This is a genomic window from Ralstonia pickettii (assembly GCF_030582395.1).
Classification (GTDB): Bacteria; Pseudomonadota; Gammaproteobacteria; order Burkholderiales; family Burkholderiaceae; genus Ralstonia; species Ralstonia pickettii_D.
This window is the reverse complement of record NZ_CP104382.1, coordinates 648,814-667,420: the sequence shown is the minus strand read 5'-3', so window position 1 is coordinate 667,420 and position 18,607 is coordinate 648,814. Positions and strand designations below refer to the sequence as shown.

At 63.5% G+C, this 18,607-nt stretch carries 12 protein-coding genes; 7 read left to right on the top strand and 5 right to left on the bottom strand.

Features of this window, described 5'->3' with window-relative positions:
- The first annotated feature begins 46 nt into the window (after positions 1-46).
- Positions 47-4,969, top strand: coding sequence for a tetratricopeptide repeat protein (locus N5B55_RS19705; RefSeq protein ID WP_304541421.1), 4,923 nt, complete (start codon positions 47-49; stop codon positions 4,967-4,969).
- 22 nt (positions 4,970-4,991) lie between these two features.
- On the opposite strand, the gene N5B55_RS19700 is transcribed toward N5B55_RS19705, so the two are convergent.
- Positions 4,992-6,887 (bottom strand): potassium transporter Kup, encoded by a 1,896-nt coding sequence (locus N5B55_RS19700; RefSeq protein ID WP_154205853.1) that lies wholly within the window; start codon positions 6,885-6,887, stop codon positions 4,992-4,994.
- Positions 6,888-7,237: 350 nt separating this feature from the next.
- On the opposite strand from N5B55_RS19700, the gene N5B55_RS19695 reads away from it, so the two are divergent.
- Both N5B55_RS19695 and N5B55_RS19690 read left to right on the top strand, forming a co-directional pair.
- The gene (locus N5B55_RS19695) at positions 7,238-7,441 is read left to right on the top strand and encodes a cold-shock protein (protein WP_027679026.1); all 204 of its coding nucleotides are present in this window, start codon (positions 7,238-7,240) and stop codon (positions 7,439-7,441) included.
- 178 nt (positions 7,442-7,619) lie between these two features.
- Positions 7,620-7,826 (top strand): cold-shock protein, encoded by a 207-nt coding sequence (locus N5B55_RS19690; protein ID WP_304541415.1) that lies wholly within the window; start codon positions 7,620-7,622, stop codon positions 7,824-7,826.
- A 76-nt stretch (positions 7,827-7,902) separates the two neighbouring features.
- Here the strand turns inward: N5B55_RS19690 and N5B55_RS19685 are convergent, their stop codons facing one another.
- Together N5B55_RS19685 and N5B55_RS19680 are read right to left on the bottom strand one after the other, a co-directional pair.
- Positions 7,903-9,426 (bottom strand): CoA-acylating methylmalonate-semialdehyde dehydrogenase, encoded by a 1,524-nt coding sequence (locus tag N5B55_RS19685; RefSeq protein WP_103519072.1) that lies wholly within the window; start codon positions 9,424-9,426, stop codon positions 7,903-7,905.
- Between the two features lies 1 nt (position 9,427).
- Positions 9,428-10,765 (bottom strand): aspartate aminotransferase family protein, encoded by a 1,338-nt coding sequence (locus N5B55_RS19680; RefSeq protein WP_304541402.1) that lies wholly within the window; start codon positions 10,763-10,765, stop codon positions 9,428-9,430.
- Positions 10,766-10,920: 155 nt separating this feature from the next.
- On the opposite strand from N5B55_RS19680, the gene N5B55_RS19675 reads away from it, so the two are divergent.
- The 4 genes from N5B55_RS19675 to N5B55_RS19660 all read left to right on the top strand — a co-directional run bounded on the left by N5B55_RS19675 (position 10,921) and on the right by N5B55_RS19660 (position 15,395).
- A complete protein-coding gene (locus N5B55_RS19675; RefSeq protein ID WP_304541400.1) occupies positions 10,921-12,324 on the top strand; it encodes an aminotransferase-like domain-containing protein in 1,404 nt (467 codons plus the stop codon).
- Positions 12,325-12,516: 192 nt separating this feature from the next.
- Complete coding sequence (locus N5B55_RS19670; RefSeq protein ID WP_065853870.1) at positions 12,517-13,260, top strand: acetoacetate decarboxylase; 744 nt, start codon at positions 12,517-12,519, stop codon at positions 13,258-13,260.
- 54 nt (positions 13,261-13,314) lie between these two features.
- The gene (locus N5B55_RS19665; protein ID WP_009240666.1) at positions 13,315-14,100 is read left to right on the top strand and encodes a 3-hydroxybutyrate dehydrogenase; all 786 of its coding nucleotides are present in this window, start codon (positions 13,315-13,317) and stop codon (positions 14,098-14,100) included.
- A 32-nt stretch (positions 14,101-14,132) separates the two neighbouring features.
- The gene (locus N5B55_RS19660) at positions 14,133-15,395 is read left to right on the top strand and encodes a DUF3734 domain-containing protein (RefSeq protein ID WP_065853866.1); all 1,263 of its coding nucleotides are present in this window, start codon (positions 14,133-14,135) and stop codon (positions 15,393-15,395) included.
- Positions 15,396-15,401: 6 nt separating this feature from the next.
- Here N5B55_RS19660 and N5B55_RS19655 read toward each other — a convergent pair whose 3' ends face one another.
- Both N5B55_RS19655 and N5B55_RS19650 read right to left on the bottom strand, forming a co-directional pair.
- On the bottom strand, positions 15,402-17,513 hold the full coding sequence (locus N5B55_RS19655; RefSeq protein WP_304541395.1) for a cation:proton antiporter: 2,112 nt from the start codon (positions 17,511-17,513) through the stop codon (positions 15,402-15,404).
- Entirely contained in the window at positions 17,510-18,586 is a 1,077-nt protein-coding gene (locus tag N5B55_RS19650) for an oxidoreductase (protein ID WP_304541392.1), read from the bottom strand. The genes N5B55_RS19655 and N5B55_RS19650 overlap by 4 nt, the downstream gene beginning before the upstream one ends.
- Positions 18,587-18,607: the final 21 nt, after the last annotated feature.

The following is an 18,607-nucleotide window of genomic DNA, read 5'->3' as shown; positions in this document are numbered from 1 at the left end:
CCTGTGCTCTAATCGGAATCATCGCTCGCAAACCTTCAACGCCCGCATGAATCAAGCAGCCCCGCTGGATCTGGTCGACCATATCAGCACGTTTGCAGACACTGGCAATAGCTATGCCGCATATCCTCTGCTCGATGCATTGCGTGCGGATCCACGTCCCGAGGCCCAGTCCTTGGCCGTGCGTGTGGTGCGGCATCTGGGCGACAATCGGTTGTCGGACGCCATGGGGCTGCGCTTATGGCGCAAGCACCCTAACCACCCCGAAGCCATGGTGGTTTATGCGCGCATCCTGGCCGATCGCAAGGGTGCCTATCGCGGCTGGCGATGGATGGAATCCGCATGCATGCCCGACGACGCACCCCCGGCAGTGCTCGCAGAATGGCACGCATCGCGCGCCACCTTGGCCGGCGCGTTGCGTGATTGGGAGACGGCAGCCAGCTTGTTTTCGACGGCGCTGTCGCTGGCATCGGAGGATCCTTGGATCCACGTGCTGCACGCCCATGTATTCGAGCGGCAGGATCGATACGACGAAGCCGTTGCGGCCTGCCTTGAAGCGCTCCGACTCTGCCCAAGCCATCGTGCTGCCATCCAGGGGCTTGCCCATCTGCATACGCTGACCGGTAATGACGCAGAAGCCATACGTCTGTTGCAGACCGCTTCGGCAAACATGCAAAGCGCCGACGTGGAAGCTCAACTGTTCGGCCTGCTGTCGGAACACCGCCAGTTCGACGAGGCTGCCGCCGCACTTACGCGCTGCCGAACATACGCACCATTGGCCGACAAGGGCTGGCGTCGCTGGCTTGACGCCCAGGAGGTCGACAATCTGCTTGCCCGTAAGCAGTTCGATGTGGCGGCCCATCGCTGCGGCGAACTTAACGAACCCTTCTACGCCGACATTAGGGCCCGCCTGGTCGAGCATGCATCGAGGACCGACCTTCAGCGTGTCCAACTCGACGTTGGGTTCGTGCGCCAACACCACCTCACGTGCGCGCCCGCCACGCTGAGTGCGTTGAGCCACTACTGGGGCTACGCCGCTGAGCACCTCGGGATTGCCGAACAAATCTGCTACGACGGCACCCCGGCCTCAAGCGAGCGCGCCTGGGCTGAACGCAACGGCTTTTTTGTGCAGGAGTTCACGGTCGACTGGACGGTTACTCGCGCATTGATCGACGCAGGCGTGCCGTTTACGTTGACCACCGAATTCACCAATGCTGGGCACTTGCAAGCCGTCATCGGGTATGACGCCTTGCGGGGCACATTGCTCATACGCGATCCTTCGCAGCGCATCTACGCAGAGCACTACGCGGTTACGCTGTTTAGCGAACACCGTGCCAGCGGACCACGTGGCATGTTGATGGTCCCGTCGGAAGCGCGTCACCGGCTGAACGGAATCACGCTGCCCGATGCAGCGGACTGGGACAGCTACTACACCATCATTCGCGCGTTGGAAGCCCACAACCGGGGAGCGGCGGACGCGGCAGCACAAGCACAGCAGTCCCGAGCGCCCGGTCATTGGCTCACCCTGCGCGGCTTGCGTGCCCTCGCACATTACGATGGAGACCTCACGCGAGCATTGGCGCTGACAGCGCAATCCATTGAGCATCTTGGCGACCATCCCAGTCTGCTCCTGCATCGGCAGCAGCTTCTGGCTACCGTCGGCACTCGGCACGAAGCTTTGGATGCAGCACAAGCAGCCGTCGCCAAACACCCGTGGAATCCGCCTTTGCTAACGCGGCTGTCCCGCTTGCTGAGCGACGACGCCCGGCACATACCAGATGCGATCGAATACGCTTCACGCGCGCTGCGTGTCAACGTCAACGAGTCCGACGCTTGGCGCGCCATGGCCGACGCGCTGTGGCTATCGGGCGACAAGGCCGATGCGTTGGTGCATTACCGCATCGCGGCTTGCCTCCATCCGCATTCCGAAGACTTGGCTATCACCTACTGCCAAGCATGCTTCGGCCTCGGGAAGATTGATCAGGGCTTGACTTTCCTTCAGGCACGCATTGACCAGTTGGGTGGCCAGTCGTCCGCGCCATCCATCAGTGCCTTCGGACAGTTCGATTTGCTTGGCCGCACCAACGAAGCGTTCGCTCTGCTGGAAGATGCACTGCGGCAGCGTCCGAACGACGAAACACTTCGTCTCTTCTATGCGGAAAAAGCGCTTGCCTACGCCCAACCCGAAAAGGCCCGAGTCCTGTTGGCCGGACGTACCGGGCACGCACGGCACGCAGAACAGCTTCGCGTGGAAGCACTGATTGCGCGCCATGAAGGCCGCATCCACGATGCTTGGGTTGCAATCAGTGCCGCTTGCGAGCGCGAACCGCTGCATATTCCCTTGCGCCGTATGGCGGCTGACATCCGCGCCCAACAGTTGGGGCGAGCCGCCGCCGTTCAATTTCTGAAGGACGCGTGCGCCCAACACCCCACCTACCTTGCCCTGTATGAAGCGCTCCTCGAATGGATGGCAGATGCACCGCCCACCGATTCCGAGGCCATCATCCGGCAAGCACTGGCTCTCAACCCCGACTACGCATTTTTGCTGCGCGAGCTGGCAAACAACTTGGCGAGCCAGCGCAAGTTAGAAGACGCCTGGAGCGTGGCCCGCAAGGCACAGGCCCTGGCCCCACGCCATGCATCGACTTACGCCATGCTGGGTGCGCTCCACTTGGCGGACGGCAATGTCCACGAGGCACAACAGCAGTTTCGGGAGGCACTCCTACTCAACATCGATCACGGCTACGCCGTGCACAGGCTTGTCACCACATGCAACAGCCATGAAGCGCGGCGAGAAGCTCTCGCCTTCATTGCGCGTCAGTTGCAAGAACAATCGACCCAGGGCGACCCGATCTTCGCCTATCAGGTGCTTGCACGCTACACATTGCCCGACGATGAACTGGAAGGTGAACTCAGGGCGCTGCATATGCGCAGGCCCGAGCTGTGGCAAACCTGGGCCGCGCTCGCCATTCAATTGATCGATACCAACCAGTTTGCAGCCGCACAGACATTGCTCGATGGCGCCATCGACAGATTCCCGCTTATGCCGCGCCTGCATTACGAACTGGCTCGGCTTGCAACCAACCAGGGCGACTTCCCACGCGCCCGTACAAGCGTGCAGCGCGCGTTGCAACTCTCACCGTCATGGACATGGGCGCTGCGGCTGGCGGTGCATTTGGCTATGAACGAGCCCGGACAACTAGAAGCGGGGCTCGCGCTTGTGGCCGCACCACGTTCCCGCAGCGAGGAAAACCCAGAAGGTCATGTGCTGCGGGCTAGGCTGCTATGGAAACTGGATCGCCGAGATGAAGCGCTCGCGCAGGTGGAAACCGCACTGCACCGCTGGCCCGCGCACACGGAGGCCTGGGACTTCTTTGTTGACGCCACGCGACAGATGGGGCGCGCGCATTACGTGGCGGAATTCACTGCGGAACTCGCCCGACAACGCCCGGACAATATCGACGTTCTCATACGGCAGGCCGACCACGCCGCCACCTTAGACGACGCACTTGCTGCCCTGGACAAGGCAACGGCGATCAACCCGCTGCACCAGGCCGCCTATATCGCACGCATCAATGCGCTAAGCCGGCATGGTCAGTTTGCTGAAGCATTGGAGGCCGTGCAGGACACACCGTGGGGCCAGCACACACCAACGGCCATTCTTCGATGTGGCCCACGCTTGCACTGGCAGCATGGCGACGCAGATAAGGCGATCTACGCGTTGCAGCAACTACTCAAGAACGAGGTCAATTCGTTCGACATGTGGCGAGAACTGGCTGACTGGACGTTCTCAGCCAAGCGGCACGACGAATGTTTGGCGGCAGCGCGGGAAATGATTCGTATCGACCCCACAGTAGCTGTCGGTTATGGCTATCTAGGTCATGGGCTACGTCAGCGTGGAGAAACTGAGCCCGCGATTGAGGCCTTGCGCACTGCATTTGAGTTGGACCCGTTCTACGTCTACGCCGGCCTTGCCCTGACCGACCTGCTGCTGGCGTCCAATTGGAATGCCGCCAAGCCGGTCCTGGCTACTCTGCGGGCCAATGTTCCCGGCGCAGCGGTAGCCTTGCGGGAAGTTCAGTACGCCGTGCGCGCCGGCGACAAGGAAGGCGTCGCCGCTCCGCTAGCGGAAATCGTGCGCGCCACAGAGCAGAACGACAAGACATTCGACAATGCCGTCGAAGCATTGCCCCGCGGTTCATGGCGCGAGTTGCTATTCCAGGCGACAGAGCAGGCTAGCCTTTGCGGCGAAGTGTCAGAGGCGGCAGCCCGATATTGGCTGGAAAGAGAGTTCGATGTCGCCCACCCGGCATTTTTGGACAAGGTCGAGCCCTACCTGAAGGCCGATCATCACCAGCGTTTCAAGATCGCCGTGATCAACTGCGCAACGGCGGTCCGCATGTTCCAGCATGTCAGCGCCCTAGTCGCTAAGTACAGCCGGGAGATACGCGCAAATGCTGAATGCTGGGGCTTGGTGGGCTACGCATATCTGGAGGCCAACCGGTTTCAGGATGTCGTTGATTGGATGCACGATTGGCAGCGCGCGGACGCACCGTGGTGGGCGCTCGACAACCTTGCCGTTGCACTGCGCACCGATGGCCGGCATGGACTAGCCAATCAGGTATCCGAAGTGTCTCATGGCAAGGAACCCCGTAACCCGGATGCGATAGTGTGGCTGGCGTGCGACGCCGCCCGCTACGGGCAGACGCAGACCTTGCTCGCATGGCTGGAGCGCCTGCGCTCAATGAGAATGCGTCCTTACTACCAGGGACTGCATCAGATTCTAGAGGGATATTACGCGGCAGCCACAACCGGCAAAGCTGCCCCACTCCGCGCAGCCCTGCGCCAATGGGAATTTGCCTCCCGCAAGCAGAGCACTCTCGCTGACCTCATGGCCGACATACGTCGCCGGTGGATTCAGGACGCACCTACAAGTTGGGACCGATTTTCGCGAGTATTGCGCCTTATCTAACGCTTGAAGGTAGCAAGAGCGCTCAAATCTCCACCTTGCTCCCCAACTCAACCAACCGGTTGGCAGGAATCCGGAAGAAGTCCGACGGTTTGGCGCTGTTGTGCTGCATCCAGGCAAACAACGACTCCCGCCACATCGCCATGCCGGGCAGCGGCGACGGCACCACCGTGGCGCGTGTAATGAAGAACGATGTTTCCATATCTTCAAAAACGATGCCCAGGCGCTCGCCCACGCTGCGCACGATCTCGTCCACGGCTGGTGTCTCCTTGAAGCCGAAATCCACCACCGCCGTGTGGATGTCGTCGCCAATGGTCTTGATGACGAGGCGCTTGGCGGGGTCCACATACGGCACGGCCAGCGTGCGGAAGTGGATGAACAGCACGCGCTTGTGCAGGACGTGGTTGTGCTTGAGGTTGTGGAGCAACGCCAAGGGCACGAAATCGATGCTCGGTGTGAGATACACGGCCGTGCCTTCCACACGATACGGCGGATGGCGCAGCAGCCCTTCCATGAACGGTTCGAGCGGAATGCCGCCCTCCACATTGCGCGCCTTCAGCAACTGCGTGCCGGTGTGCCACGTCACCATCAGGAAAAAGATCAAGCCGCCCAGCAGGAGCGGGAACCAGCCACCGGCTGCAATCTTGAGCAGGTTTGCGGCGAAGAACGACAGGTCCACCGCCAGGAACACCGCCCCGATGCAAGCCACCAGCCAGAGGCGCCATTTCCAGGCGTTGTGCATGACGACTGTGACCAGACCCGTCGTCAGCACCATGGTGGTCGTCACCGCAATACCGTAGGCCGCGGCCAGGTTGTCGGACTTGCCGAACGCCAGCACCACGGCCACCACCAGCACGAGGAGCATGTAGTTGACCACTGGCACGTAGATCTGGCCGATTTCCACATCCGACGTGTAGAGAATCTTCATGCGCGGCGCATAGCCCAGGTGCACGGCCTGCGCCGTCATCGAAAACGCGCCAGAGATGACAGCCTGCGACGCAATGACGGTGGCCGCCGTAGCGAGCAGCACCATCGGGCCAACCGCCCAGCTCGGCATCAACAGGAAGAACGGGTTTTGCACGGCGCTCGGCTCGCGCAGCAGCAAGGCGCCCTGGCCAAAGTAATTCAGCAGCAGGCACGGCATGGCGATGTAGAACCACGCGTACCGGATGGGGCGGGCGCCGAAGTGGCCCATGTCGGCATAAAGCGCCTCGGCACCGGTCAGCGCCAGAAACACCGAGCCGAACACGATAAATGCCAGCACCGTATGACGGAATCCGAATTCGATGGCGTACAAGGGGCTCAGCGCCACCAGAATCTGCGGCGACTTCACCACCGAGGCCAGCCCGATCAGGCCCAGCAGCACAAACCAGATCACCATGATCGGCCCGAACAGGCGGCCGACCACATGGGTGCCCTGCCTCTGAATCAGGAACAAGGCGATCAGCACGATCAGCGACAGCGGGAGCACCCATGTCTGCAGCGCGGGCGCCATGATCTCCATGCCTTCAATGGCGGAGAGCACGGAAATGGCCGGTGTGATCACGGCATCGCCATAGAACATGGCGGCGCCCAGCAGGCCGAGCAGCATCAACGTGCGTGTGAACCGGGCGCTGCCGCTGCTTGCGCGCATGGCCAGCGCCGTGAGTGCTAGGATGCCGCCCTCGCCGTTGTTGTCGGCCCGCATGACGAACAATACGTATTTGACGGACACCACCAGCGTCATCGCCCAGAACAGCATCGAGAGGATGCCGAAGACGGTCTGGTCGGAAAAAGGAACCCCATGCTCGGGGTTGAAACATTCCTTTAACGCATACAAGGGGCTGGTGCCGATGTCCCCGAAGACCACGCCGATTGCGCCCACCATAGTGGCCATCAACGCGGGGTTTTTCTTAGTGTGACTGGCTGCGGCTGTCGTCATGGGTAGGCTGCGGCTGGAACGACGGGAGCGCACGCAATTTTCGTGCACCGCTGCGGCACCGGTTTTGCTGCATGAGCCGAGTGCGGCAGAAGCCACTAAAGCTTAGGTGAAAACGCCCGGTCTTGCGCGGGTGTTTGCACCGATGGCAAGAGCGCGCCAACCCTGATGCGCGCCCGAAAACAGCGACCCCGGCTGCTCCAAACGGAAATCTTAAAAAAACAGACTTTGACGAGGCGACGCGCCAAGCATATATTCACCAAACGATCGTTTGGCCGGTTCGGCCGGGTCTGCCTGCTTTGTGTATGTTTGGCCGGCGGCCGATCGATTTCTCAACTTCACGACTCAAAATCATGGCTACTGGTACCGTCAAGTGGTTTAACGACGCAAAGGGTTTCGGCTTCATTACCCCGGACGATGGCGGCGAAGACCTTTTCGCACATTTCTCCGCAATCAATGCCGCAGGCTTCAAAAGCCTGAAGGAAGGTCAGAAGGTGTCGTTCGAAGTCACGCAAGGCCCGAAGGGCAAGCAAGCTTCGAACATCGTGCCCCAGTAACAAGGAGCACGCGGGCGCGGTAGCCCGGTTTTGGCTTGCCGCGCGAGGTTTCCTCGCGCGTGTATTGGCCGGGATATTCCGCCAGGCAGGTTGTTTCAGTACGTGTTTGCCATCAAGCAGTCGGATGGCCGCCGGAAGCGGTGGCCTGGTTTGACGAACCCCCTTTTGGGAGCATGCAATGGCCAGCCGAATTGAAGAGAACGCCGTTCAATATGATCCGCCCGCCGGGGCAGCTGCAGAAATGCATGCTGCCCCGAGTTTTATTCGGGATTCGGAGATCCAGTTTTCGCGCACGCAGACATTCCACGAGGGCCAGCGCGTCAGCTTCGATGTAGAAGTTGGGCCCGATGGCGAACTGATCGCCGTCAACATCAAACCAATATGACACGCCGGTTTCAACTCGGCATGCTCAAAAGAAAAAGGGAGGCAGTGCCTCCCTTTCTCATGTGCGATACGTCGGCTTACTTGGCTGTCGGCATGACAAACTCGGCGCCCTTGGCGATCGAATCCGGCCAGCGTTGCATCACGCTCTTGTAACGCGTGTAAAAACGCACGCCTTCTTCGCCATAGGCGTGGTGGTCGCCAAACAGCGAGCGCTTCCAGCCGCCAAAGCTGTGCCACGCCATCGGCACCGGAATCGGCACGTTGATCCCGACCATGCCCACCTGGATCTGGCGCGCAAACGCGCGCGCCACCCCGCCATCGCTCGTGTAGCACGACACGCCGTTGCCGAACTCATGCGCGTTGATCAGCTTCACCGCCTCGGCCAGATCGTGCACGCGCACCACCGAAAGCACCGGACCGAAGATCTCTTCCTTGTAGATCGTCATCTCGGGCTTGACGTGGTCGAACAGCGTGCCGCCCGTGAAGAAGCCCCCGGCGTGGCCGTCGACCGTGTGGCCGCGTCCGTCGACTACAAGCTCGGCGCCCTCTTCCACGCCCTTGGCGATATAGCCTTCCACCTTGGCCTTGTGGGCAGCGGTGACAAGCGGACCCATTTCGCTGTCCGCCTGCATGCCATTGCCGATCTTGAGCGCGCGGGCACGTTCGGCAAGGCGCGGAACGAGCTTGTCAGCGACGTCCCCCACCGCCACAGCCACAGAGATCGCCATGCAGCGCTCGCCGGCCGAACCGTAGCCGGCGCCGATCAGGGCATCCACCGCCTGGTCGAGGTCCGCATCCGGCATGACGACGAGATGGTTCTTTGCGCCGCCCAAGGCTTGCACGCGCTTGCCGCGCCTGGTGCCCTCAGCGTAGATGTATTCGGCGATGGGCGTGCTGCCAACGAACGAGACGGCCTGCACATCCGGATGCTCGAGCAGGGCATCGACGGCATCCTTGCCGCCCTGGACGACGTTGAACACGCCATCGGGCAAGCCCGCCTGCTTGAGGAGGTCGGCAATCATCAGGCTGGGGGTCGGATCACGTTCGCTCGGCTTGAGGATGAACGTATTGCCGCACGCCAGCGCCACGGGCGCCATCCACATCGGCACCATGAACGGGAAGTTGAACGGCGTGATGCCGGCCACCACGCCCAGCGGCTGGCGCAGGTTCCAGTTGTCGATGCCGCCGCCGATGTTGTCCGTGAATTCGGTCTTGAGCAGGTTCGGAATGCCGCATGCAAATTCCACCACTTCAATGCCGCGCGTGACTTCGCCCTTGGCGTCGGAGAACACCTTGCCGTGCTCGCGTGTAATGGCAGCGGCAAGTGCATCGTGGTTCTGGTCCAACAGCTCCTTGAACTTGAACAAGACGCGCGAGCGCTTGAGCGGCGAAGTCTCGGCCCAGTCCGGGGCAGCCGCATGGGCGGCGGCTACGGCGGCATCCACTTCTGATTTGCCGCCCAGCAGCACCTGCGCGCTCACGGCGCCCGTGGCCGGGTTGAATACATCGGCGCTGCGCGTGCCGCTGCCAGCATGGCGTTGGCCTCCGATGTAATGGCTGACGACGGATTCCGTCACCGCAGGATCAATCGGTCGGTTCATTTCAGGCTACCTCTTGTAGAACGGTACGAACGGTGTCGAAGATGCGCGCGATCTGCGCCTCTTCGATGATGAGCGGCGGCGAGAACGCCAGGATGTCGCCGGTGTAGCGCACCAGCACCCCGCGCTCCAGGCATTTCAGGAAAACTTCATAAGCGCGCGCGCCCACCGCGCCGGGCCGCGATTCTAGTTCGATGCCGGCCACGAGACCCAGGTTGCGGATGTCCTTCACGTGCGGCGCGCCCTTGACCGAATGCGCCGCCGCTTCAAACGCCGGCGACATCGCACGGGCGCGCTCGAACAGCCCTTCGCTGCGATACAGATCCAGTGCGGCCACCGCCGCGGCCGCGGCCAGCGGGTGCGCCGAATACGTATAACCGTGGAACAGCTCGATGGCACCTGGCGCGCCGGCGTCGACCACGGCGTCGTGCACCGATTGGCGCACGGCCACGGCGCCCATCGGCACGGCAGCGTTGTTGATGCCCTTGGCCATCGTCAGCAGATCGGGCGTGACGCCAAAGAATTCCGCCGCCGTTGCCGCGCCGAGGCGGCCAAAACCGGTAATGACTTCATCGAAGATCAGCAGGATGCCGTGCTTGTCGCACAGCGCGCGCAGTCGCTGCAGATAGCCCTTGGGCGGCACCAGCACGCCCGTGGAACCTGCCAGCGGCTCGACGATGACGGCAGCGATGGTCGATGCATCGTGCAGGGTGACGATGCGCTCCAACTCGTCGGCGAGATGCTCGCCCCAGGCCGGCTGACCTTTGGAAAATGCGTTGTGCTCAGGCGCATGCGTGTGCGGCAGGTGGTCAACGCCGGGAATCAGGTTGCCCGAGAACGCCTTGCGGTTCGGCGAGATACCGCCCACCGAGATGCCGCCGAAGCCCACACCGTGATAACCGCGCTCACGGCCGATCAGGCGTGTGCGCTGCCCTTCGCCGCGCGCACGGTGGTAGGCCAGCGCAATCTTGAGCGCCGTGTCCACGGCTTCGGAACCGGAGTTGGCGAAAAAGATGCGGTTCAGCCCTTCCGGCATGATCTCGGCGACCTTTTCTGCCGCGCGGAACGCCAGCGGGTGGCCCATCTGGAAGGTGGGCGCGAAATCCAGCGTCGCCGCCTGGGTGGCGATGGCGTCGACGATTTCCTTGCGGCTGTGCCCGGCGTTCACGCACCAGAGACCAGCCGTGCCGTCCAGCACTTCTCGGCCGTCGGCGTCGCGGTAATACATGCCTTGGGCCGACGTCAGCAGGCGCGGCGCGGCCTTGTACTGACGGTTGGCGGTAAACGGCATCCAGAAGTACGACAGGTCGGTGGTTTCCAGGGGGTGCGGTGCGGGTTTCATCGGTCACTCCGAAAACAGCGGAAAAGGGAAGGGACTGGCGGGCCAGCCGATGGAGCAAACTGTACAGAGTCGAATCCGAGACGGACATGCACAGATGATGGTTCTATAAGAAACTGTATAGGCGCCCATCACTGCTCCCCACGCTGCATCGCAACATGCAACTCGAACTCGATCCTTCTCATCCTCAGCGTACGTTGGTCGACCAGATCGTCCAAGGCATTCGTGCGGCCGTCGACAGCCATACCCTGCTGCCGGGCACGCGGCTGCCCTCGGTGCGCAAGCTCGCCCAGGCCCACGACGTGAGCACCTTTACGGTGGCGGAGGCCTATACACGGCTGGCGGCACTGGGCGCCATCGTGGCGCGGCCGCGCTCCGGGTACCTGGTGGCGGCGCGCACGCCGACCCAACCGGCGCCCGTGGCCCCACGCTGGGAGCCGCCCACGCTCAACGCGGCGTGGCTGCTCTCGGATGTGTTTGCCGATCGCTCCATCGCCGTCAAGCCGGGTTGCGGCTGGCTGCCGAATGACTGGCTCGACGAGCGCGGCGTGCAGGAAGCCATGCGCGGGGTCAGCCGCGTTTCTGCGCTGCGGGTGGCAGGCTATGGACACCCGTGGGGTTATGCCCCGCTGGGCGATTACGTGGCGCAGTCGCTGGCGCTGCGGGGGCTGCCGGTGGAACGCTCGCAAGTGCTGCTGACGAGCGGCGCCACCCAGGCGCTCGACCTGATCGTCCGCACCTTGTTCAAAGCCGGCGACGTCGTCGCCGTGGATGACCCGGGATACTGCAACGTGCTCCAGGTGCTCAAGCTGGCCGGCCTGCGCGTGGTCGGGGTGCCACGCACACCGGATGGGCTCGACACAGCGGCACTGGAGACCATCCTCCGGGCGGACGATGCCGACCGGCCCCGCGCCCTCTTCACCAGCTCCGTGCTGCAGAACCCCACCGGCTCGTCGATGACCGCGCAGAACGCTTATCGCGTGCTGCAACTGGCCGAACAGCACGGCCTCTGGATCGTTGAAGACGATCTGCACCGCGAACTGGCCGATCCCGCCGCGCCAATGCTGGCGGCGCTCGACGGCCTGCGCCGCACGTTGTACGTGAGCGGGTTCTCCAAGACGATCTCGCCCTCATTGCGCGCGGGCTATGTCGTGGCCGACGCCGCCATCACGCGCGAGCTGGCGCGTACGAAGATGGCGGTGGCACTGACCTCGTCGGAGATCACCGAACGCATCGTGCATGCGTTCGTCACCCGCCCCGGTTATGCCGGACACGTGGCGCGGCTGATTGCGCGGCTTGCAGAGGCACACACGCGCGTCGAAGCGCGCATGCGCCAACATGGTGCTGAACCGTTCGATACGCCGGGACGGGGTCTATTCCTGTGGGCCCGGCTGCCCGGCCAGGCAGATGCGTCGGCACTGGCCAATCGGGCCATCGACCACAACATCTGGCTCGCACCGGGGCAATATTTCAGGCCGCATGACGAACCCAGCGGATGGCTGCGCTTCAACGTCGCATATTCGGCCGAACCGGCGCTCTGGGCATTCCTCTCCCGTGCCTGAGGGCTATCCTGCGTGCGTCGCAATGACGTATTGCATGCAATCAATCACGTGGTGGGCACTCAAACGTGAAATCGGCGTGACCGGATGGTTGCAGCGTCACAAATGCGCGACACGATGCGCTGTCGCCTACCGTTCTCTTGCGCCGTACCGATTCCCAACGCCACTTGCAGCCCGACCTGCACAAGGAGTGCCATGGACATCAAGACCGTCCGCGAAACCGCCTTCGCGATGCCGCTTACGAGCCCCGCCTACCCGCCGGGCCCATACCGCTTCATCCACCGCGAATTCTTCATCATCACGTACCGCACCGACCCGGCCAAGCTGCGCGCCATGGTGCCAGAACCGCTCGAGGTGCCCGAACCGCTGGTCGCCTACGAGTTCATCCGCATGGCCGACTCCACCGGCTTTGGCGATTACACCGAAAGCGGCCAGGTCATTCCGGTCACCTACGAAGGCAAGCCCGGCACGTACACGCTGGCGATGTACCTGGACGACCATCCGCCCCTGGCCGGCGGCCGTGAAATGTGGGGCTTCCCAAAGAAACTCGCCTCGCCCAGGCTCTTGACCGACAAGGACACGCTGATCGGCACGCTCGACTACGGCCCCGTGCGCGTGGCAACCGGCACCATGGGTTACAAGCACCGCGAGCTGGATCTGGCCGAGCAGAAACGCCGCCTGGAGCGCCCGAACTTCCTGCTCAAGATCATTCCGCACGTGGACGGCAAGACCGCGCGCATCTGCGAGCTGTCGCGCAACTACATGATCGACATCGACATGAAAGGCGCCTGGACGGGACCGGCATCGTTGGAATTGGCGCACCATGCGCTGGCGCCCGTGGCCGAACTGCCCGTGCTGGAGATTGTCGAAGCCCGACACATCATTGCAGACCTGACCCTTGGCATGGGCGAGGTCGTGTTCGATTACCTGGCGCAGTAGCACCTGCCCAAGGCCATTCTTATCCCCGTCACCGCCAACCCTCGGAGTACACACATGTCTGATTTGAAAGGCAAAGTCGCTGTCGTCACGGGTGCCGCCAGCGGCATCGGCAAGCAGATCGCCCTCACGCTCGCCAATTCGGGTGCGGCCATCGCCATCGTTGACCTGAACGAAGACGGCGCCAAGGCCGTCGCAAAGGAGATCACCGATGCCGGCGGCAAGGCCATCGGCCTGCGCATGGACGTGACCGATGAACAAGCCGTGGACAGCGGCATCGACCGCGTGGCCGAAGAACTCGGCTCGGTCGACATCCTCGTTTCGAACGCCGGCATCCAGATCGTCAACCCGTTCGTGAGCTACTCGTTTGCCGACTGGAAGAAGATGCAGGCCATCCACGTCGACGGCGCATTCCTGACCACGCGCGCCGCACTGCGCCACATGTACAAGGACGACCGTGGCGGCGTGGTCATCTACATGGGCTCGGTGCACTCGCACGAGGGCTCGCCGCTCAAATCGGCCTACGTGGCCGCCAAGCACGCACTGCTCGGCCTGAACAAGGTGCTGGCCAAGGAAGGCGCCGCACATAACGTGCGTTCGCATGTGGTGTGCCCCGGTTTTGTGCGCACGCCGCTGGTCGAAAAGCAGATTCCCGAGCAAGCGAAGGAACTCGGCATCAGCGAAGAAGATGTCGTGAAAAAGGTCATGCTGGGTGATACCGTGGACGGCGTGTTCACCACGGTGGAAGACGTGGCCGAGACGGTGCGCTTCCTGGCCACGTTCCCGAGTGCCGCGCTGACCGGCCAATCGTTCGTGGTGAGCCACGGCTGGTTCATGCAATAAGTCTCTGCACACGCAAGGAGGTTGGAGGAGATATGCCCGCACCCAAACTACGCGTGGCCGCAACCAAGCGGCCCACGCCGGCAGAGTCGTCACGCCCCGCCGATGCGCCGCTCACCACGGCACAGCGCATCGTGCTGCCGGCGTACGAAAACATCGCGCTGGTGTTGCAAGGCGGCGGCGCGCTTGGCTCGTACCAGGCCGGCGTGTTCGAAGGGCTTGACGAAGCCGGCATCGTGCCGAACTGGATCGCGGGCATCTCCATCGGGGCGCTGAATACGGCCATCATTGCCGGCAATGCCCCCGAGCATCGGCAAGCGAAGCTGCGTGAGTTCTGGCAGATCATCACGCAGCCGACGTTTTCGCCGCCGCTGCCTGACATCCTGGAAAACGCCTGGTTTGACGGCAATGCGCATCTGCGTAAATGGCTGACCGCCATGCAGGCCGCCGATACGCTGCTCGAGGGCCAGCGCGGCTTTTTTACGCCACGCTTTCCTGCCCCGCTGCCCGCCAACGAAGTCGACCCGCTCGAAGCCAGCTATTACGACACCACGCCGCTCAAAGCGACGCTGGAACGGCTGTGCGATTTCGATCGCATCAATGACGGCGGCATCCGCGTGTCGGTCGGCGCCGTAAACGTGCGGACGGGCAATCTGGAAGCGTTTGATAACACCGAGCGCCGTCTGCGCGCCGAGCACTTCATGGCATCGGGCGCGCTGCCGCCAGGCTTTCCACCCGTGCTGATCGACGGCGAGTATTACTGGGACGGCGGTGTCGTCTCCAACACGCCACTGTCGTATGTGCTGGGCTCAAAGCCACGCCGCGACACGCTGGTGTTTCAGGTGGACCTGTGGAGCGCGCTGGGCCCGGTTCCCAATACGATGATCGGCGTGGCCAGCCGGCAGAAGGACTTGCAGTACTCCAGCCGGACGCGGCTCATTACTGACTGGATGGAGCGCTCGCAATCGACGCGCCGGCTGATGCGCAAGCTGCTCGACCACCTGCCGCCCAAGGAGTTCGAGCGCACCCAGTGGTACAAGCACGCGCAGGAAATGGCCTGCACCAAGCGCTACAACGTCTTCCACCTCATCTACGCGGCCAAGGAACACGAAGGCCCCGGCAAGGACATCCAGTTCGGGCCGTCGACCATGCGCGACCACTGGGCCTCGGGCCTGGCGGACATTCGCGAATCGCTCTCACACCCGGAGTGGCTGGAGATGCCCGATAACGACACGGGCTTCGTCACGCACGACATCCACCGCCATCCGAGCGTGGAGCGGGAAGACAAGCGGCTCTGAACAGAGCTATTGCGTCAGGGCCGGCGCACGTAATGCTGTCGACAGCGGCGGCCGCGGCAGCGCGGCCGTCCAGGCACGGCGGATCACCGCGCTGATCTGCTTGTAGACCTCTTTCGAGATCACCGTTTCGGCCAGCATTGTGTCGATCTTGCTCTGGCCGATGTACAGCGCGAACAGCACCAGCAGGCGCTTCTCCAACGCGGCGCTGTAGTCGCCGAACTTTTCTCGCAGCTCTGCGAGGCCCTCTTCTGCTGCCTCGATCCGGGCAATCAACACACCATCGAGCACGTCTGCCATGCGTTCGCCCAGCACGGGCTGCAGCGACGCACGGTTATACGCGCGCAAGCGTTCGAGCACCGTCTGACGGCAAATGAGCAATTCAAAGCGATCGGCCAGCGCATTGGCCAGCGGGCCGTCGATATGCATCACGCGGTGCAGCCACACCGCAAACCGGTAGCCGGCGTGCTTGGCCAGGATGCGCCGCGATGCACGCTTGTAACCTAGGCGCCCTTCCGTGCGGGCCGCGTCGATCATGTCGGCGGTGTTACGCATCATCGCGTCGAGGTTGCGGATCGAAATCAAACCGTTGCCGTACTCGGGAATCAACTCGCGCTCGCGCGTGGCCAGCGACACAAGGCCAATGGTCAGGCGCTCGCGTTCGGACAGCGCTTCCTCGAGGTTCAGCTCGACCGCGCCGGCCGCGACCTCTCGCCGATACACCTCCGCGGCACGATCCGTCGCACCTGACGTGAAATGAAAATGCCCGCCAATGCGGCGCATGATCAATTCCACCTCCTCCGTCGACATGTTCAGCGCCTGACCTTGCAGGGCCTGCTCCTGGGGCGACAACTGATCCAGCCCAAGTTGGCGCATTACCCAGCGCAGCGTGGCGCCGTTGAACAGAACGCTCACCAGCACAAAGCCTGTGGCCAGGACGGTGACGAAATGGCGATCCGCCTCGTGCACCGCCTGGTTTTCGGCCACACCCAGCGCCAGCACCAGCGTGACGGCGCCACGCAAGCCGCCCCATGCAATCGCGAGCTTGTAGGCATGGCTGACCGGCGCGGAGAGCTTGAGCCACGCAAGCGCCGGCAACAGGCCGAACAGCACCGCAAGACGCGCCGCAAGCGCTGCCAACACAATCACCGCCAGCCACACCGCGTCTTTCCACATCACGCCATGCAACAACTCCGGCACACGCACCGCAGCCAGCAAGAAGACCACCGCGCCGGCCAGCGCTGCAATCTGTTCCCAGATGAGTTGCAGGTGCGACCAGTTGCGCGGCGTCAGGCGCGTGCGGCCCAACGCGCCAATCACAAGCCCCGCACACACCACGGACACCACGCCCGACACCCCCAGCACATCTTCGGCCACGAGATACAGCGGATACGGAAGCGCCAGCGTCCACGCAGCCTCGGCCTGGGCAATGCCGCGCAGCGCCGGCAGCAGGAATGCGGCGATCCGTCCGGCAATCAATCCGAACACCACGCCGCCACTGAACGCCTTGGCCAGCTCACGCAGGCCCGTGCCGATGGAGGCATCGCCGCCGTGCCCGGTCAGCATGGCAAGCAGCACGCCCATGATGGCAATGGCTGCGGCGTCGTTGAGCAGCGCTTCGCCCTCCACCAGCCGGATCAGCCGTGCCGGCGCGCCCACGTCGCGAAACACCGCGATTACAGCGGACGGATCGGTCGTGGCAATCATCGCGCCGAGCAGCAGGCACGTGACGATGCCGAACGGCGTGACGGCCGCCGCAGCCAGCCCGATCACGCCCGTGGCAACCACCACGGCCACGATGGCCAGCATCAGGATCGGCGCGGCATCCGGCGCCATGCTTCGCACATCCACCGACAGTGCTGCCTGAAACAGGAGCGGCGGCAGGAACAGCCACAGATACGCCTCTGCCGGCCAGCTCGGATCCACCAGTGGGGCGAAGAAGGTGGTCGCAAAGGCTGGTGCGCCGTTCCGCAACATCACATAGGCGCCGCCGATGCCGATGCCCGCCAGCGCCAGCAAGGTCGATTCCGGCAGCGTCAGACGCGAGGCCAGCATCTGCACCAGCGCCACCACGGCGAGCAAACCGCCCGCCACCAGCAACAGGATGACGACGCCGTTCACGAGGCGGTCTCCCGCGCAGCCAGCCAGTCTGCGCGTTCGGCATCGGTCAGGTCCGGCACAACGGCCGTGCCGGTTTCGGCAGCGGCCACGGCGGCTTCGAGCACGGCCATGACGGCCACGGCCTGCACGGGCGGGACAGGATTCGCGCGCTCGCCGAGGATGGCGTCGCGCACAGCGGCGTAGTACGCGCGCTGATCGCCAGCAGGCGTTGCGACGGGGGTTTCGATGGATGTTGCGCCGTCGATGACCAGGCCCGCGTCGTCGTCGGCGCCCCAGCCTTGCGCGCCGGGTTTCATGCCGGCCAGCAGTTGCGCTTCCTGCTGATCCATCCGGCGTTTGACAAACGAACCGCGTGTGCCGTGGACGATCCAACGCGGGGATCCACCCGCCACCAGCATGCTCGCGTGAAGGACGGCTCGACGCTCCCCCACATCCAACACGACATGCGCCCAGTCCGGCGTCTCTGCGCCCGACCGCTGCCGTGCAAACGAAGCGCTCACCGTATTGGGCAAGCCGAGCAGTTGCAGCGCCTGGTCGACCAAGTGCGGCCCGAGATCAAACCAGATGCCCGTGCCCTGCCCCGCCTGCTCCCGCCAGCGCGCACGCACCTGTGGGCGATAGCGGTCGAAATGCGCTTCGACGTGCATGGCCTCGCCAATGACGCCGCCCGCAATGGCAGCTTGCACGGCGAGGAAATCGCTGTCCCAGCGGCGGTTCTGAAACACCGACAGCACGCGCCCCGCGTCGCGCGCCACCCGCGCCAGATGCCGCGCTTCTGCCAGCGTGACGGTGAACGGCTTGTCCACGACGACATGCTTGCCCGCACGCAACGCCGCTTCTGCCAACGGCGCGTGGCGGTTGTTGGGTGCGGCAATGACGACGAGGTCGACGTCCGCATGCGTTGCCGCCGCTTCGGGCGTGCAGACCGTCGTATCCGGCCGTTCCGCATGTACCGCGTCAGGCCGGTTGGAACCGATGACCTGCAAATGCAGCCCGGGCGTGGCATCGATCAAGGCGGCGTGGAAGAGCTTGCCGGCGTAACCGTAGCCCACCAACGCAGCCCTCAATGGCATTTGATGTGATGAATGGGGCAT

Coding starts and splice junctions, on each gene's coding strand:
- N5B55_RS19705 (WP_304541421.1), top strand. CDS start 47: ATGAATCAAGCAGCCCCGCTGGATCTGGTCGACCATATCAGCACGTTT.
- N5B55_RS19700 (WP_154205853.1), bottom strand. CDS start 6,887: ATGACGACAGCCGCAGCCAGTCACACTAAGAAAAACCCCGCGTTGATG.
- N5B55_RS19695 (WP_027679026.1), top strand. CDS start 7,238: ATGGCTACTGGTACCGTCAAGTGGTTTAACGACGCAAAGGGTTTCGGC.
- N5B55_RS19690 (WP_304541415.1), top strand. CDS start 7,620: ATGGCCAGCCGAATTGAAGAGAACGCCGTTCAATATGATCCGCCCGCC.
- N5B55_RS19685 (WP_103519072.1), bottom strand. CDS start 9,426: ATGAACCGACCGATTGATCCTGCGGTGACGGAATCCGTCGTCAGCCAT.
- N5B55_RS19680 (WP_304541402.1), bottom strand. CDS start 10,765: ATGAAACCCGCACCGCACCCCCTGGAAACCACCGACCTGTCGTACTTC.
- N5B55_RS19675 (WP_304541400.1), top strand. CDS start 10,921: ATGCAACTCGAACTCGATCCTTCTCATCCTCAGCGTACGTTGGTCGAC.
- N5B55_RS19670 (WP_065853870.1), top strand. CDS start 12,517: ATGGACATCAAGACCGTCCGCGAAACCGCCTTCGCGATGCCGCTTACG.
- N5B55_RS19665 (WP_009240666.1), top strand. CDS start 13,315: ATGTCTGATTTGAAAGGCAAAGTCGCTGTCGTCACGGGTGCCGCCAGC.
- N5B55_RS19660 (WP_065853866.1), top strand. CDS start 14,133: ATGCCCGCACCCAAACTACGCGTGGCCGCAACCAAGCGGCCCACGCCG.
- N5B55_RS19650 (WP_304541392.1), bottom strand. CDS start 18,586: ATGCCATTGAGGGCTGCGTTGGTGGGCTACGGTTACGCCGGCAAGCTC.